16 protein-coding genes and 1 pseudogene are annotated in these 14,849 nt (G+C 42.3%); 7 read left to right on the top strand and 10 right to left on the bottom strand.

Going from position 1 to position 14,849, the window contains the following annotated elements:
* Nucleotides 1-147 precede the first annotated feature (147 nt).
* The 3 genes from V7K69_RS17115 (at nucleotide 148) to V7K69_RS17105 (ending at nucleotide 2,037) form a co-directional block, all read left to right on the top strand.
* Nucleotides 148-630, top strand: coding sequence for a hypothetical protein (locus V7K69_RS17115; RefSeq protein ID WP_114085539.1), 483 nt, complete (start codon nucleotides 148-150; stop codon nucleotides 628-630).
* 349 nt (nucleotides 631-979) lie between these two features.
* Complete coding sequence (gene rpmF / locus V7K69_RS17110) at nucleotides 980-1,153, top strand: 50S ribosomal protein L32 (protein ID WP_012407602.1); 174 nt, start codon at nucleotides 980-982, stop codon at nucleotides 1,151-1,153.
* Nucleotides 1,154-1,431: 278 nt separating this feature from the next.
* The gene (locus tag V7K69_RS17105) at nucleotides 1,432-2,037 is read left to right on the top strand and encodes a sulfite oxidase-like oxidoreductase (protein WP_335036368.1); all 606 of its coding nucleotides are present in this window, start codon (nucleotides 1,432-1,434) and stop codon (nucleotides 2,035-2,037) included.
* A gap of 88 nt (nucleotides 2,038-2,125) precedes the next feature.
* On the opposite strand, the gene V7K69_RS17100 is transcribed toward V7K69_RS17105, so the two are convergent.
* Together V7K69_RS17100 and V7K69_RS17095 are read right to left on the bottom strand one after the other, a co-directional pair.
* Nucleotides 2,126-3,508: an aldehyde dehydrogenase gene (locus tag V7K69_RS17100; RefSeq protein WP_335036366.1), complete on the bottom strand. Its 1,383-nt coding sequence runs from the start codon at nucleotides 3,506-3,508 to the stop codon at nucleotides 2,126-2,128.
* A 194-nt stretch (nucleotides 3,509-3,702) separates the two neighbouring features.
* Nucleotides 3,703-4,842, bottom strand: coding sequence for a hybrid sensor histidine kinase/response regulator (locus V7K69_RS17095; RefSeq protein WP_335036364.1), 1,140 nt, complete (start codon nucleotides 4,840-4,842; stop codon nucleotides 3,703-3,705).
* Nucleotides 4,843-5,475: 633 nt separating this feature from the next.
* Between V7K69_RS17095 and V7K69_RS17090 the strand changes: the two genes are divergently transcribed.
* The gene (locus tag V7K69_RS17090; protein WP_335036362.1) at nucleotides 5,476-5,784 is read left to right on the top strand and encodes an NIL domain-containing protein; all 309 of its coding nucleotides are present in this window, start codon (nucleotides 5,476-5,478) and stop codon (nucleotides 5,782-5,784) included.
* Nucleotides 5,785-5,861: 77 nt separating this feature from the next.
* Here V7K69_RS17090 and V7K69_RS17085 read toward each other — a convergent pair whose 3' ends face one another.
* Nucleotides 5,862-6,539, bottom strand: a complete 678-nt coding sequence (locus V7K69_RS17085; RefSeq protein ID WP_012407592.1) for a response regulator transcription factor — start codon at nucleotides 6,537-6,539, stop codon at nucleotides 5,862-5,864.
* A gap of 329 nt (nucleotides 6,540-6,868) precedes the next feature.
* A complete protein-coding gene (locus V7K69_RS17080) occupies nucleotides 6,869-7,324 on the bottom strand; it encodes a (2Fe-2S) ferredoxin domain-containing protein (RefSeq protein WP_335036360.1) in 456 nt (151 codons plus the stop codon).
* 365 nt (nucleotides 7,325-7,689) lie between these two features.
* On the opposite strand from V7K69_RS17080, the gene groES reads away from it, so the two are divergent.
* The 3 genes and pseudogenes from groES (at nucleotide 7,690) to V7K69_RS17065 (ending at nucleotide 10,656) form a co-directional block, all read left to right on the top strand.
* Nucleotides 7,690-8,001 carry a co-chaperone GroES gene (gene groES / locus V7K69_RS17075; RefSeq protein ID WP_012407590.1) on the top strand — a complete coding sequence of 104 codons (312 nt, stop codon included), beginning with the start codon at nucleotides 7,690-7,692 and terminating at the stop codon, nucleotides 7,999-8,001.
* Between the two features lie 129 nt (nucleotides 8,002-8,130).
* Nucleotides 8,131-9,765: a chaperonin GroEL gene (gene groL, locus V7K69_RS17070; protein ID WP_012407589.1), complete on the top strand. Its 1,635-nt coding sequence runs from the start codon at nucleotides 8,131-8,133 to the stop codon at nucleotides 9,763-9,765.
* A 78-nt stretch (nucleotides 9,766-9,843) separates the two neighbouring features.
* A pseudogene (locus V7K69_RS17065) lies at nucleotides 9,844-10,656 on the top strand (Rpn family recombination-promoting nuclease/putative transposase).
* A gap of 28 nt (nucleotides 10,657-10,684) precedes the next feature.
* Here V7K69_RS17065 and V7K69_RS17060 read toward each other — a convergent pair.
* The 6 genes from V7K69_RS17060 to V7K69_RS17035 all read right to left on the bottom strand — a co-directional run bounded on the left by V7K69_RS17060 (nucleotide 10,685) and on the right by V7K69_RS17035 (nucleotide 14,698).
* On the bottom strand, nucleotides 10,685-10,912 hold the full coding sequence (locus tag V7K69_RS17060; RefSeq protein ID WP_335036357.1) for a type II toxin-antitoxin system HicA family toxin: 228 nt from the start codon (nucleotides 10,910-10,912) through the stop codon (nucleotides 10,685-10,687).
* 7 nt (nucleotides 10,913-10,919) lie between these two features.
* On the bottom strand, nucleotides 10,920-11,150 hold the full coding sequence (locus V7K69_RS17055) for a type II toxin-antitoxin system HicB family antitoxin (RefSeq protein WP_100898366.1): 231 nt from the start codon (nucleotides 11,148-11,150) through the stop codon (nucleotides 10,920-10,922).
* 261 nt (nucleotides 11,151-11,411) lie between these two features.
* Entirely contained in the window at nucleotides 11,412-13,127 is a 1,716-nt protein-coding gene (gene ureC / locus V7K69_RS17050) for an urease subunit alpha (protein WP_335036355.1), read from the bottom strand.
* A gap of 62 nt (nucleotides 13,128-13,189) precedes the next feature.
* The gene (locus V7K69_RS17045; protein WP_181373906.1) at nucleotides 13,190-13,495 is read right to left on the bottom strand and encodes an urease subunit beta; all 306 of its coding nucleotides are present in this window, start codon (nucleotides 13,493-13,495) and stop codon (nucleotides 13,190-13,192) included.
* Between the two features lie 21 nt (nucleotides 13,496-13,516).
* Nucleotides 13,517-13,819 (bottom strand): urease subunit gamma, encoded by a 303-nt coding sequence (gene ureA, locus V7K69_RS17040; protein ID WP_322696594.1) that lies wholly within the window; start codon nucleotides 13,817-13,819, stop codon nucleotides 13,517-13,519.
* A 39-nt stretch (nucleotides 13,820-13,858) separates the two neighbouring features.
* On the bottom strand, nucleotides 13,859-14,698 hold the full coding sequence (locus V7K69_RS17035; RefSeq protein WP_335036348.1) for an urease accessory protein UreD: 840 nt from the start codon (nucleotides 14,696-14,698) through the stop codon (nucleotides 13,859-13,861).
* Nucleotides 14,699-14,849: the final 151 nt, after the last annotated feature.

Raw genomic sequence — 14,849 nt, 5'->3', positions numbered from 1 at the left:
CAAAAAAACAAAGCTAACCTATGTCTTATAGTCTAGGTGATTCTCATCGAATCTTAAGTTAGAATGTAATTTTTATTACGTTAACTAGTCGGAAAATACCTTTTACCTAATTTCAATAACAGATCATCATTAAGGAGATAGAAGGTCATGAGCAAGATTGCTGCTCACCTACCATCATCGATCACTCCCTTTTCAGTTATTAGCCAAATTGCCAGAAGAATCCGGATAGTTCCTTTATTAATTTTGCTCATATCCACTGTTCCTGCGTGGTTTTTGACGGAAGCGATCGCGCCCCAGGTTGTGCGAGCTTACACCGCGAGAGTCGATCTAGCTATTGACCGCCTGCCGGAAGAAAACTATGAAACCGTTCTACGGAGGGCGGAAGCGGCCGCTAGAGCCGCCGCCCAAAGGAGCTTCGACCAAGATATCTTGGTGACAGATGTTTCAATCATTGTATCCGTACAAAATTTTGGAGCGATCGCACCAGTTCTGGCATTAGATGTGAGTCGTCCCCAATGGCGATCGCGTCCCGATGCCCAAAATTGGGCTACTTACTTCAAAACTGCGCGATCGCTACTTTTCTTTGACAATAGCTCTACAGCAGCTAACGGTGTATCAAGCAAAAAATGAAGGATTGAAGAAGAGGCAAGAGAGCAGGGAGCGTGGGGAATAGAACAGAAAGGGGATTCGACCCCTCCCTGTTCGAAAACCACTTAACAAAAAGTGAGGGACTTAAACCCATATTCCGCTTTGCTTCACGGCAGGATGAAAGGATCATTTCCTCTCGCTCCCTGTCCTCTTCCCCCTGGCTCTTCGTTGAGCTAGATACGGAGACGTAAAGAGTGGAATACTTAAATAATTCCTTCTATTTCCGTGTCCTACTTCAATCTCAACTTATCAATTCAACTTAGCTGTTGTTCTTCGCGTCAGTGGATGGCCTAGAATAAGAAGGTTGTCAAGAATCACGATATCTGCTGACATGGCTGTTCCTAAGAAGAAAACTTCCAAATCAAAACGAGATAAACGTCGAGCTACCTGGAGGCACAAAGCCGTCGTCGAAGCTCAGAAAGCCCTCTCTCTGGGTAAGTCAATTTTGACTGGACGTTCTACATTTGTGTATCCAACGGCTGAAGAAGAGGAAGAAGAATCATAATTTCCCAGTCAGGCAAAGCATAAACAGCACCAATCTTCTTACTACTGGATCAACGCTTTTTATTAGCTTTCCTGATTGCATTTTGAATCATAGATACTCTACACAAGCTCATTAGCTCGATAAAAATTGGTAGTGAGTAATTGGGAACATCCATTACCCATTACCTATCACTGATGAGTGATAATTAAGTAATCATATACAAGTAAAACGTCTGGTAGTGTTGGCAATTCAGCAAAAAAGCTTGTAAACACTTTGAGAAAACTTATTTTTCTCCAACTATGCTAGGAAAATTTTTTCACAAACCAGGGAAAGAAGAGGGGGAACGTGTTCCTCCTGGTCAACACTTAGCTAAAGGTTTCCCCGTACTAACTTACGGCGCAACTCCCCAAGTCAGCATTGAGGAATGGGAGTTTCGAGTTTGGGGTTTGGCAAAACCTGCTACCTTTAGTTGGTCAGACTTTATGGCGCTACCTCAACATGAATTCACGGCAGACTTCCACTGTGTAACGCGCTGGTCTAAGCTTGATGTCAAATGGACTGGCATTAAAGTTACAGATTTCATGGAGCTGATTGAGCTAGATCCGAAAGCAGCCCACATTATGGAACACTGCTACGGCGGCTACACTACCAATATTTCTGTAGAAGATTTCATCCGAGAAGAAAACTTCTTTGCCTTTAAAGTCTTTGGTGAAGACCTTCCATCTGAACATGGTGGCCCAATGCGGCTAGTTGTTCCCCACCTCTACGCTTGGAAAAGTGCTAAGTGGATTAATGGTTTAGAGTTTTTAGCTGGTGAAGAACTTGGTTTTTGGGAGCGTAATGGCTACCATCGCCGTGGTGAACCTTGGGCTGAGGAGCGTTACAGCAACGCTTTTGGATTTTAGATTTTAAATTTCTTCTTTAATCCAGAATTGAAAATCTAAAATTGGCATAATTAGGAGTTATGGATTTTTATCATTAACTCCTAACTTTTTAACCCAAAAGTTTCTTGATGAGTGGCAATTTGCCCTGGTATGGAGCGTATCGCCATTTTAAATCGAGCCAGAAAGAGTTTTGCAATACACTTTTGTTATGGGAAAAAGTGTCAAAACTAGCTTTGCCGTGATAGTTGCCAATACCGCTATCTCCGACTCCACCAAATGGTAAAGACGAGACACCAACCTGCATCACTGTGTCATTAATGCAGACCCCACCAGATGAAGTTTCCTGCAAAACTCGCTTTTGCAGGTTTTTGTTTTGAGAAAATAAGTATAAAGCCAGAGGTTTAGGTCTAGAGTTAATCAACGCGATCGCTTCGGCAACGTCAGTATATTCAATAATTGGTAAAATTGGCCCAAAAATCTCTTCCTGCATTACAGAATCTTCCAAAGAAACATTATCAATCACTGTGGGAGCGATATAACGCTCTGAAGATTGATTTTCTCCACCGATGATAACTTCACCGTCTTTGAGAAAATTTACCAATCTATCAAAGTGTTTTTGACTAATAATTCTGGCATAATCAGGACTACTTATAGGATTCTCACCATAAAATTCTTTTAGGCATTTTTTCAGCCCATCTATTAAATCTTTTTTGATTTTTTTATTAACTAAAAGATAGTCAGGGGCGATACAAGTTTGCCCAGCATTAATAAATTTGCCCCAAGTGATTCGTCTGACAGTGTGTTCAAGATTAATATCAGTATCTACTATACAAGGACTTTTACCACCCAATTCTAAAGTAACTGGTGTGAGATATTTTGCTGCTGCTGCCATAACGATTTTGCCGATAGCTGTGCCACCCGTAAAAAAGATATGATCAAACTTTTCTGCAAGTAGTTTTTGACTTGCTTCCACATCTCCTTCTACGACTGCAATATAAGCTGGGTCGAAATGTTTGGCAATAATCTTAGCAATGACACCAGAGGTATGAGAAGCAATTTCTGAAGGCTTGATAATTGCACAATTCCCGGCTGCGATCGCACCGACTAACGGTGAGATAATTAACTGAAATGGATAGTTCCAAGGGCCAATGATTAAAACAACCCCTAAAGGTTCTGGATAAATTTTTGCTGAGTAGGAAAAAAAATCAAAGGAAACGGGTGCTTTTTTGGGCTTAGTCCAATTTTGAAGATGTTTTATAGCGTAATCGATTTCTTTAATGACACCTATTTCTGTAAGGTAAGCCTCTAATTCTGGTTTATGTAAATCCGCTTTTAATGCCTCGACTATTGCTTGCTCATGCTCAATTATGGCTTGCTTGAGATTTTTGAGTTGTTCAATGCGAAAAGTAACATCTTTAGTTTTACCAGTTTCAAAAAACTCTCGCTGATTCTGGATAATATCGCCAATCTTAGATAATTCAGTGGTAATCATTGTTTGGTATCCTAAAAAACTATGTTTTTAATGTGGAGTTACTATCTCAGCATATTTAATTCGTCATTTTTTAGCGTTGGACTTTCTAATTAGAATATTTAATTGAATTTTTTGGGAGATATTAGTAAAGTTATAATTTATGAAGTATCAGGATAAAATACCCCGTAATTCATAAATTATAATTGCTAATTTTCTCATGTTGTGGCGGGTAAAAGGACAATAAACACACTACCTTTCCCCAATTCAGAATTCAGCAAAATAATGCCTTGATGTGCCTCGACAATTCGACGAGCAAGGTAGAGTCCTAAGCCACTACCAGAACTCTTGTGACTACCTTGACGAAATCGTTCAAATATGGTGGCTTGTTCTTCGGTGGGAATCCCTGGGCCAGTATCCGCGATCGCAATGCTAATATATTCAACTGGATTGGATTTACCAGATAACTGAGATTGACTACTTTTGTCTAAGTGTCGTTGAGAAGTGAAACGAATAGTCACAGACCCGGAGTCGGTAAATTTGATTGCATTGCCGATCAGGTTTGTAAATAGACGATACAATTCTAAGCGATCGCCCATCACTGTGTTTGATCCTTCAGTAAAATCCAAATTTAGCGACAGTTTTTTATCTTGAGCTAGAGGTGCTAATTCTCCAGTCACCTCCTCTAGCAAACGTCCCAGATTAACTGGTTGAAATGCCAAACTTTTGCGACCTGCTTCAAAGCGATAAACTTCCAATAAGGTATTGACCATAGTAAGCAGGTTGATATTACTACGGGCCATAATGGTGATTACTTCGTGCATTTGTGGTGATAATGTTCCCAATGCACCTTGCTGAAATAGCATCAACATGCGATCGGCTGCCACTAAAGGAGTGCGTAAATCGTGGGTGAGGCGAGAGACAAAATCTTCTCGCTGGCGGGCAATTTCATCACGTTCATCCATACTATGCTTCAAACGTAGGAGCGATCGCACTCGTGCCAGCAATTCGTCTACTGTTACAGGTTTACGGATAAAATCATCAGCACCTAAGTCTAATCCGTGAGCAACGTTGGGTGCATCGTGGGCAGTAATCAGCAGGATAGGGATATATTGTGGCAATTTCATCTCTCCACGAATGTGCTTAGTAACTTCGTACCCATCCATATCTGGCATCATCAGATCCAGCAGAACCAAGTCACAAGGAGAAGCTTTCAATTCTGCTAAAGCCGAAATCCCATTTTCTGCGGTGCTAATCGTGTAACCTTCTTCCTCCAAAATAGTTTTGATCAAAAACACGTTATCAGGAGAGTCATCAACTACCAGAATTTTGCCAGAACGAGAAGATTGTGAAGTCATATAGATGCAAGGTACGGGATAAAAGTAAATTTTTAGGGAAACTGGTTTATTGGTATAGTTTTTGAGATAGTTCTCTTAAGTAAACTTCCTCCAAAGAAAATTGTTTACCAAGAAATTTATATAAATGTGTTTTAAAAACTACTTTACTGACCTTTTTAGCAGATAGCTACAAGCTAATTGAATTATGGCTCCTAAACTTCTAGAACTGAATACAGAGAATGGCGGCAATATTTTAGTTACTAAATGTATCAGTAGGTCGAGTATCGGCTACCAGTAAGTTGTTTAGAAAAGTAAAAATTAGCTTCGATTCCGTAAATTGCAATAATATAGTCAAATTTGTCCTTAGAACACGTCTCTGCAATAATATTTTTTTATACATAAATAAATTAGGGTTACAACAATTGTTGTAACCCTACAAAACGCTATATTCAATCTGCTCGAAAACCACTATAGAATAACAATTAACTTCATAACTACCGAATTATGAGCAATTCTTTACATTTACTATATGTAGATTAATAGTTTGCAAAGGTAAATACTTTCTTGCTTGCCTGCGTGGGATAAGTGACGCTAGTGTTAAAAGAAATCATGCAAACTAAAACCATCATCCCAGAAGTCGAGTAGGAAGCTAGAATGGCAATTCCAAATAAAGAAGTAAAATCTAATACAGATATTTTAGATAATAGACGCACCCAAACTCGCATCCAGGTTCGTATTCCTAAAGACTTGCATGAGGAACCAGTCATTTCACGACTGGTTTCTCACTATGGGATCACTGTTATTATTGCTGATGCTCAGGTAAGCGCAAACGTGCCACAATATAGCTGCTTCGATCTGGAACTGCGAGGTACTGTTTCTCAGATTGAAAGTGCCCTAACTTACCTGGATGAACTAGATTTAGAAGTTTTGCAGCAATCCAGCCCTGAAGAAGATGGTTGGTAAATTGAATTCTCAGTCCTGAGTTATGAGTGCTGAGTCAAAAACACTCAGCACTTAGCACTCAGCACTTGTTACAGATTTTAGGCCATTTGATTTTCAATCGCCCACCGCGCTAGTTCAGTGCGGTTATGGAGATTAGTTTTGCCCAACATATTGGACACATGGCTTTCAACCGTGCGCTGACTAACATTTAGTTCTTCAGCAATTTCCCGGTTAGCTAAACCCCTAGCAACAAACTGGACTACTTTCAGTTCGGTTGGGGTTAATTGCACATCGAAGGGAACCTGGATGCGGGAACCGTTTTCGCCTCCTTTTGCTTGGTGTTCTTTCCAACGGATAGTTTGTTTCAGTGAGGATTCAACTTGGGCGACGAGTTCTTCTGGTTCAAAGGGCTTGACCATATAAACATCAGCACCTTTATTCAGACCCTTAACTCGGTCTGCGCTTTGTCCCTTGGCTGAAAGGAAAAGAACCGGAATCCAACTGGTGCGTTCGTTTTGCCGGACTTGTTCCACAAAAGTATATCCGTCCATTTCCGGCATCATCACGTCGCAGATAATCATGTCTGGAACATCTTGCTCTAAAATTTCCAGAGCTTCACGTCCATTTTCGGCGGTGATGACTTCGTATCCCCGGAATTCTAAGTAATCCTTCACCAGCAAGATGAGGTTAGGGTCATCATCAATCAATAGAAGTCGTTTGTGATCTTTCATGCTGGGCTCTTTCATAGCAGTGGCACTTGTCGCGCTTCGGTCCATCAAAGTCTTGAATATTTATCCTCTATGGTGGGTTATTTCGAGATGTTGTCCTTTTTCCTACTTAACTTGCCTTTGCTGTCTCGAAGTCTCAAAAATGCCGAGCATTTTCAAGAGACTAATAGCTCGATAGCAAAAGTCCAGCAAGGATACGTATAGCAGTAGTATCTATAATGCGCTATTATATATCGCATTGAAAGTGGCGGGCGAAAAAACACTGATTAAATAACAATCCTTCTGACTCACAAGTAAGTATTGGCTTAAAGATGACCCTACCTCAAAACCAACCCGCACTTTCTTAAAGCTTACTGCTGTTCCATATCCTTCGGTTGTTAAGCCTCTATGAGGTGTTCACAAGAAACTAGGGAAGTTTCTGGCAAAGGATGGTTGAAAAACGCATATTCTTTTACCACCTTATTGCCTATTAAGTGTTCTTGGATGATCCGCTCAATAACTTCTAGGTTTGCTTGGCGATACCAGGCACCATCAAGGTAAACCACCATTATGGGTCTAGAACAACAAACGCGCAAGCAGTTGGCTTTAGTTCTGTAGACGCATAAGGAATAATTCTGTTGCGACTCATCAAGTTTTAACTCTTTAAGTCGCTCTTTTAAGTATTCCCAGGATACCAGACTAGCTCGTTTTGAGCAGCAATTAGCAATTGTCTGGTCAGCGCAAATAAAAATGTGTCGCTGAATTTTTGCAAGTCCGAAACTTTCTACACAATTACTCAGGGCTTTATATTCTAGATTAGTGGCTTTGGGGATTTGATGGCTTGACTGGATCACTGTATTGTTACTTATCGAGCAGCTCCCTGATTACAGTTCTATAACAATTTCCCAGCTTTGCAAAAAAAGTTGACTAAGAAGAGAATGGGGCATTGGGCAACTTGTACTGAGCAGAGCCTCTCGAATACAAGTATTGGGGATTGGGAAAACTCTTCACTACTCCCGACTCCCTATGACCATATAAAAATATACGTAACTTACAGAGCAGAACCCGAAGGATATAAATAATTAGGCATTAATACTTAAGTACATCAACGATCTTCTAGTTCGGGAACCCGTACTCAAGGAATTCTTGCCATTGGATGCCAATTTTAGGTAAATTAGCACTCAGGGGTTGAGAGTGCTAATCTCTGGAGAAAATAATTATGGCAGCCTTATCTTTAAGCGTTTCTACAGTTAAACCTTTGAGCGATCGCGTTTTCGTAAAAGTGAACGCCTCAGAGGAAAAGACCGCAGGTGGTCTGTATTTGCCTGATACCGCCAAGGAAAAGCCCCAGGTAGGGGAAGTAGTTGCCCTTGGTCCTGGCAAGCGTAACGAAGACGGTAGCCGTCAGGAATTGGAAATTAAAGTCGGCGATAAGGTGTTGTACTCCAAGTACGCCGGCACTGACATCAAGCTCGGCACCGAAGAATATGTACTGCTTTCTGAAAAAGATATTTTAGCAGTCGTTATTTAGTGGTCATTAGTCATTGGTCATTAGTCATTAGCCAATGACAAAGGACAAATGACAAATGACGTAGACGCCCTCCGGGCGGCTTCCCGAAGGGTAGAACAAAAGACAAATGACAAAGGACAACTAAAAATTATGGCAAAGCGCATTATCTACAACGAAAACGCCCGTCGCGCCTTAGAACGAGGCATTGACATCCTGGCTGAGGCTGTAGCTGTTACCCTTGGCCCCAAAGGTCGTAACGTAGTCCTAGAAAAGAAATTTGGCGCACCGCAAATTGTTAATGACGGTGTAACGATCGCTAAAGAAATCGAATTAGAAGACCACATCGAAAACACTGGCGTAGCTTTGATTCGTCAGGCTGCTTCTAAAACCAACGATGCTGCGGGCGACGGTACCACAACTGCTACCGTTTTAGCTCATGCGATCGTCAAAGAAGGCTTGCGGAACGTTGCAGCTGGTGCTAACGCGATTTCGCTGAAGCGTGGTATTGACAAAGCTACTGCCTTTTTGGTAGACAAAATCAAAGAACACGCCCGTCCAGTGGAAGATTCCAAAGCTATTGCCCAAGTTGGTGCGATATCGGCTGGTAATGACGAAGAAGTCGGTCAGATGATTGCCCAAGCAATGGACAAGGTGGGTAAGGAAGGCGTAATTTCCCTAGAAGAAGGGAAATCTATGTTTACCGAATTGGAAATCACTGAAGGGATGCGCTTTGACAAAGGCTACATCTCTCCATATTTCGCTACTGACCCTGAGCGGATGGAAGCAGTTTTTGATGAGCCTTTCATACTGCTAACCGATAAGAAAATCGCTTTGGTACAAGACCTTGTACCAGTGTTAGAGCAAGTAGCTCGTGCTGGTCGTCCTTTGGTGATTATCGCCGAAGATATTGAAAAAGAAGCTTTGGCAACCTTGGTAGTAAACCGTTTACGCGGTGTACTGAACGTGGCTGCTGTTAAGGCTCCTGGCTTTGGCGATCGCCGCAAAGCACTACTAGAAGACATCGCTGTTTTAACTGGTGGTCAATTAATTACCGAAGATGCTGGTTTGAAGCTAGATAACACCAAGCTAGATAGCCTGGGTAAAGCTCGCCGGATCACCATCACCAAGGACAGCACCACAATTGTTGCCGAAGGTAACGAAGCTGCTGTTAAAGCTCGTGTCGAACAGATTCGTCGTCAAATCGATGAAACCGAATCTTCTTACGACAAAGAGAAATTACAAGAGCGTCTTGCTAAACTCTCTGGTGGTGTTGCTGTAGTGAAAGTTGGTGCAGCAACCGAAACCGAAATGAAAGACAAGAAACTGCGCCTAGAAGACGCTATTAACGCTACTAAAGCTGCTGTGGAAGAAGGTATTGTTCCTGGCGGTGGTACAACTCTGGCTCACCTTGCTCCTGAATTGGAAGTTTGGGCAAAGAGCAATCTTAAGGATGAAGAGTTGATTGGTGCGTTGATTGTCGTTCGTGCCTTACCTGCACCTCTGAAGCGGATTGCTGAAAACGCTGGTCAGAATGGTGCTGTGATCGCTGAACGCGTCAAAGAGAAAGAATTCAACGTTGGCTACAATGCTGCAACGAACGAATTCGTCGATTTGTTAGCTGCTGGTATTGTTGACCCTGCGAAAGTGACTCGTTCTGCTCTGCAAAACGCTGCTTCCATCGCTGGTATGGTGTTGACAACCGAATGTATTATTGTTGACAAGCCTGAACCAAAAGATGGTGCTCCTGCTGGCGCTGGTGCTGGTGGCGGCGACTTTGATTACTAATACTTTGTAGTTACATAAGTTGAAAAACAGCTGCTTCCTTTGTGGAGGCCGCTGTTTTTTTGTGCCAGGAGAAGAAGGGTGAGTTACGACAACGCTTGTAAATATTTAGCTGAACAATACCCGACTGAGTTTGTCCGTTGGCTGCTTGGGGTAGAGGTGCAAGAAATTGAAGTCTTAAAAACGGAACTCATGCTTGAACCAATTCGTGCAGATTCTGTGACATTTTTGCAAGCAGCTAACCAAATTTTGCACATTGAATTTCAAACTTTGGCGAAATCTAATCCGGCACTTAATTTCCGAATGCTCGATTATTCTGTGAGGTTGAAGCGTCAATACCGGTGTCCTGTAGTGCAAGTGCTAATCTTTTTGCAGGAAACTACTAATGAAATGGCTTTTACTGAAGAATATGGGGACAACACAACGATTCACCAATATCAGGTTGTTCGTCTTTGGGAGCAAGATTCAACACTATTTTTAGTTAATCCTGCGCTGTTACCTTTAGCAAGTTTGACGCGAACTGACTCGCCATAAACTTTACTGGCACAAGTGGCTGAACAAGTCGCTACAATTCCAGATAGAGAGGAGCGACAAAATATCGCGGGTTGTGTAGAAATTCTGGCGGGTTTGCGGTTTGACAAGGATTTGGTTCGGCAATTTTTACGGGAAGATATTATGAAAGAGTCTGTAATTTATCAAGATATCGTTCAAAAGGAAGCGTTTAAATTGATTAGTCGTCAGCTTAAACGACGCTTTGGTGATATTGATGGATCATTAGTTGAGCAGGTTCGGAATTTATCTGCTGAACAGTTAGAGGAGTTGGGAGAAGAACTGCTTGATTTTTCTGAAATTGCTGATTTGTTAGTTTGGTTAGAACAGCAGGAACAAGCTTAATCAAAATGAATAAAAACCCCCTTTATTACTAAGAGCGGTTAAGAAAATCTTCAGGTTCAATGGCAGCTTGCTTTAAAATTGCACGTAATGTTCCTTCTGGCATATCACCAGAATGATTGGGAATAGTAGTGTAACGATTACTTTCAGGATTAAACCAGATTTCATGACTCCCTGCGGCTTGACGATGAAAAACAAAGCCAAAGGTTTTTAATATTTTGATAATCTGTCTATAGCTAAACCCAGCTAGCCGTCCCATGAATTAACTACTGACCTACAACTAAAGGATAGTTAAATTGTTCAGCTATTGGTTGCAAATAATCTAGTTCTTGATCCTGAGATTGTGCTTCTAATAACTTACGCGCTACATCACGAGCAATTTCTAAAGTTTCAGCAACAGTCCGTCCTTGAGCTACTAAACCTTGAAGTTCATCAGATGTTGCTAAATAAACGCCTTCAGGTAATTTCTCAATGTGGATGTTTAGCAATCTTTCCATTATTGTATGCAGATGTTACTATTTGGAGCGAGCTATTTAATTCTTATCGTATCGCTTTTTTGAACTACAGCGATGTCTACAACAGGCTACGACTACGCACTTCCACTTTTCCATAAAAACTCATAAGCCAAATTAATCCTGACCGATTTTCTGGGTTTCGTTGCGTTGTCTTGGTCTTGAGATGTGCCATCACAATTACACCAAAAGGATTGGTAGTTTACTCTAAGGACTATCGTAATCAGTAAGTTGTTCGCTCATTAATTAAAACAAAAAGTATCTCTGTGCCATTGGTAAAACTGTCGCAGGTTCACAAATTAGCAACTCACCATCTGCCCTAACTTGATATGTTTCTGGATCTACTTCAATGTGGGGTAGTGCATCATTTAGCTTCATATCCCGCTTACTCAATTGGCGTGTGCCAGAAACTGCTACTGCTGATTTTTGTAACCCTAGCTGGCTGGGAATTTCGTTCTCTAAAGCTGCTTGGGAAACAAAAGTTAATGATGTGGCATGACGCGCTCCTGCAAAACTACCAAACATCGGGCGCATATAAACTGGTTGCGGTGTGGGAATACTGGCGTTTGCATCGCCCATTTGCGACCATGCAATCATTCCGCCTTTAATCACTATCTCTGGCTTAACGCCAAAAAACGCGGGATGCCACAAACATAAATCTGCTAATTTTCCTTCTTCTACTGAACCCACATATTGAGCAATTCCGTGAGCGATCGCAGGGTTAATTGTATACTTAGCAACATATCTTTTTGCCCGAAAATTATCTGCTTTTTGTTCATCTCCCTGTGGGTTAAGAATTCCCCGTTGCACCTTCATTTTGTGAGATGTCTGCCAGGTACGAATTATCACTTCGCCTACCCTTCCCATTGCTTGGGAGTCGGAGGAAATCATGCTAAATGCGCCTAAGTCGTGCAAAATGTCTTCGGCAGCAATGGTTTCTCGGCGGATGCGAGACTCAGCAAAAGCAACATCTTCAGCGATCGCAGGGTCGAGGTGATGGCATACCATCAACATATCCAGATGTTCATCTAAGGTGTTGAGGGTGTAAGGGCGTGTGGGATTGGTGGAAGATGGCAGAACGTTGCCTTGTCCGCAAACTTTGATGATATCTGGTGCGTGTCCTCCACCTGCGCCTTCGGTGTGATAGGTATGGATGACACGATTCTTGAAAGCTGCGATCGTATCTTCGACAAATCCGGCTTCGTTCAGGGTATCGGTATGAATCGCCACTTGCACCTCATATTCATCCGCAACGCTGAGGCAAGTATCAATTGCTGCGGGTGTGGTTCCCCAGTCTTCATGGAGTTTTAACCCCATTGCACCGGCGGCTACTTGTTCTACAAGTCCTTGGGGTTGACTGGCGTTACCTTTGCCCAAAAATCCTAAGTTTACGGGAAAAGCATCAGCCGCTTGCAGCATTCGGTAAATATTCCAAGGGCCGGGGGTGCAGGTAGTGGCATTTGTACCTGTAGCCGGGCCAGTACCGCCGCCGATCATGGTGGTAATACCGGATGCGATCGCAACTTCAATCTGTTGGGGGCAAATAAAATGAATATGGGCATCAATCCCGCCAGCAGTGAGAATCATTCCTTCACCAGCTAAAGCTTCAGTTCCGGGGCCAATAATAATATCTACATTGTCTTGAATATAAGGATTTCCGGCTTTACCAATTTTGAAAATCTTGCCATCTTTAATGCCAATATCCGCTTTGACAATTCCCCACCAATCAAGAATTAAGGCATTAGTAATTACTAAATCTACAGCACCATCGGCGTTAGAAATGGGGGATTGTCCCATTCCATCTCTAATAACTTTTCCGCCGCCAAATTTCACTTCGTCGCCGTAGCTTGTGAAATCTTGTTCAACTTCTATAAATAATTCTGTGTCTGCAAGTCGGATGCGATCGCCTACTGTTGGGCCGTAGGTTTCGGCGTAGGCGCGACGATCCATTCTGTAAGGCATATAAAATCCTTTTTTTTAACGCAAAGGGACGCGGAGGGAAGCGCAAAGGGACGCGGAGGTTTTTAGAGGTTTCCGTTAATTTTGGCGTTGAAGCCGTAGACTTGGCGAGTACCGACGAGGGGGACTAGAGTTATTTCTTTTTCATCGCCTGGTTCAAAGCGGACTGCGGTTCCGGCGGGGATATCGAGGCGCATTCCTCTAGCTTGTTCTCTGTCAAAGTTTAAGGCGGTGTTAACTTCATAAAAGTGATAATGGGAACCTACTTGTATCGGGCGATCGCCTGTATTTGACACTTGTAATTTTATAGTTGGACGACCAACATTTAGTTCAATTTCACCTGCTGGTGTGATAATTTCCCCAGGAATCATAATAAATTAAAAATTAAAAAATTACCGAATTGGATTATGTACTGTCACTAACTTTGTGCCATCAGGAAAAGTAGCTTCAACTTGCACATCATGTACCATTTCTGGTATACCTTCCATGACATCATCCCGCGTTAATAGTGTTGTACCATAACTCATCAATTCAGCCACAGTTTGCCCATCCCTTGCACCTTCTAAAATGGCAGCAGAAATATAAGCAACTGCTTCAGGATAATTAAGTTTTAGCCCCCTTCCTTTCCGTCTTTCTGCTAATAAAGCAGCAGTAAAAATTAATAACTTATCTTTTTCCTGCGGCGTAAGTTGCATTATTATCTCCTCTGTGTTCTCTGCGCCTCTGCGGTTCGTTTAAACCTGCCACACTCTTGGTATACAATTACCACGATTCAGAAAAGAAACTCGTAGCAACTGCCAAACATTAATAAACCAGTTTCTCACCTCAGAAGTAGAAGAACCGCGATATCGGCACAATAATCCATGTTGTAATCGGCTAGCACCCGCTTCTCCTTCCCCATTCCATAAACTTCGTGTTTTTTCGACAATTTCTGCTGAAACTGCACCACCAACCCAAACTAGACTACCTACTATTGGTTTTCCAGCCAAGCCGTGGGGACTGTGGAAAATGTCTTCGCTACCGCGTAAGCATTGCCGATCAATCCATAAAGGAACGCCTTGCTGCCAAATTTCTGTGTGCGATCGCCATTCCCCTTGCAAGAATTTTTCTCCTCTAGCACTGCGACCAAACCGGGTAATTTCCCAGCCTAACCAACTGCCCCCGGTTGCTAATTCTACCCGTAAATCTTGCCGATAAATCGCGTCGTTAAATAAAATTGTCTCCTGCGGCAACCACTCCAAACAAGCGCCAGCGTCAACTTGCATCTGGATGGTTTGCCTAGCTTGTAAGCCATTACTGCGATATATTTTACTTGCAGCAGCTGTAGTAATTAAGGCTTGGGCTTGGGGTTGGAGGTGGATATTAGAGGATAAGCGATCGCCTCCTACCATTCCCCCAGCTGTATGCAAAATTACGCTATGACAAACTTTGTCTCCTTCTGGATAAAATGGCCGTTGTACCTTCAGGGGCGCTTGTTGGTGATTGTAAATTAACTGGGTTGCACCCTGGCGATCGGCATAGACTAAATTAAGTTTTCCATGCCAACCTTCTGCTATTTGTGAGTTACAGGTCATTTATAAAGTAAACATTAAATTTCAGATGGATTACATTCCATTAATTCACTATGCCAGCTGAGAGGGTGACAAGGCAACTCTAAGCTAGATGGGACAAAACTTTGAGAAGATGGTGGAGACAAAAAATAGGGAGCATTTTTGTGGCTCCCCC

Source organism: Nostoc sp. (assembly GCF_036917775.1).
Classification (GTDB): Bacteria; Cyanobacteriota; Cyanobacteriia; order Cyanobacteriales; family Nostocaceae; genus Nostoc.
The sequence above is the reverse complement of the archived record's forward strand: the minus strand, read 5'-3'. Positions and strand labels throughout refer to the sequence as shown.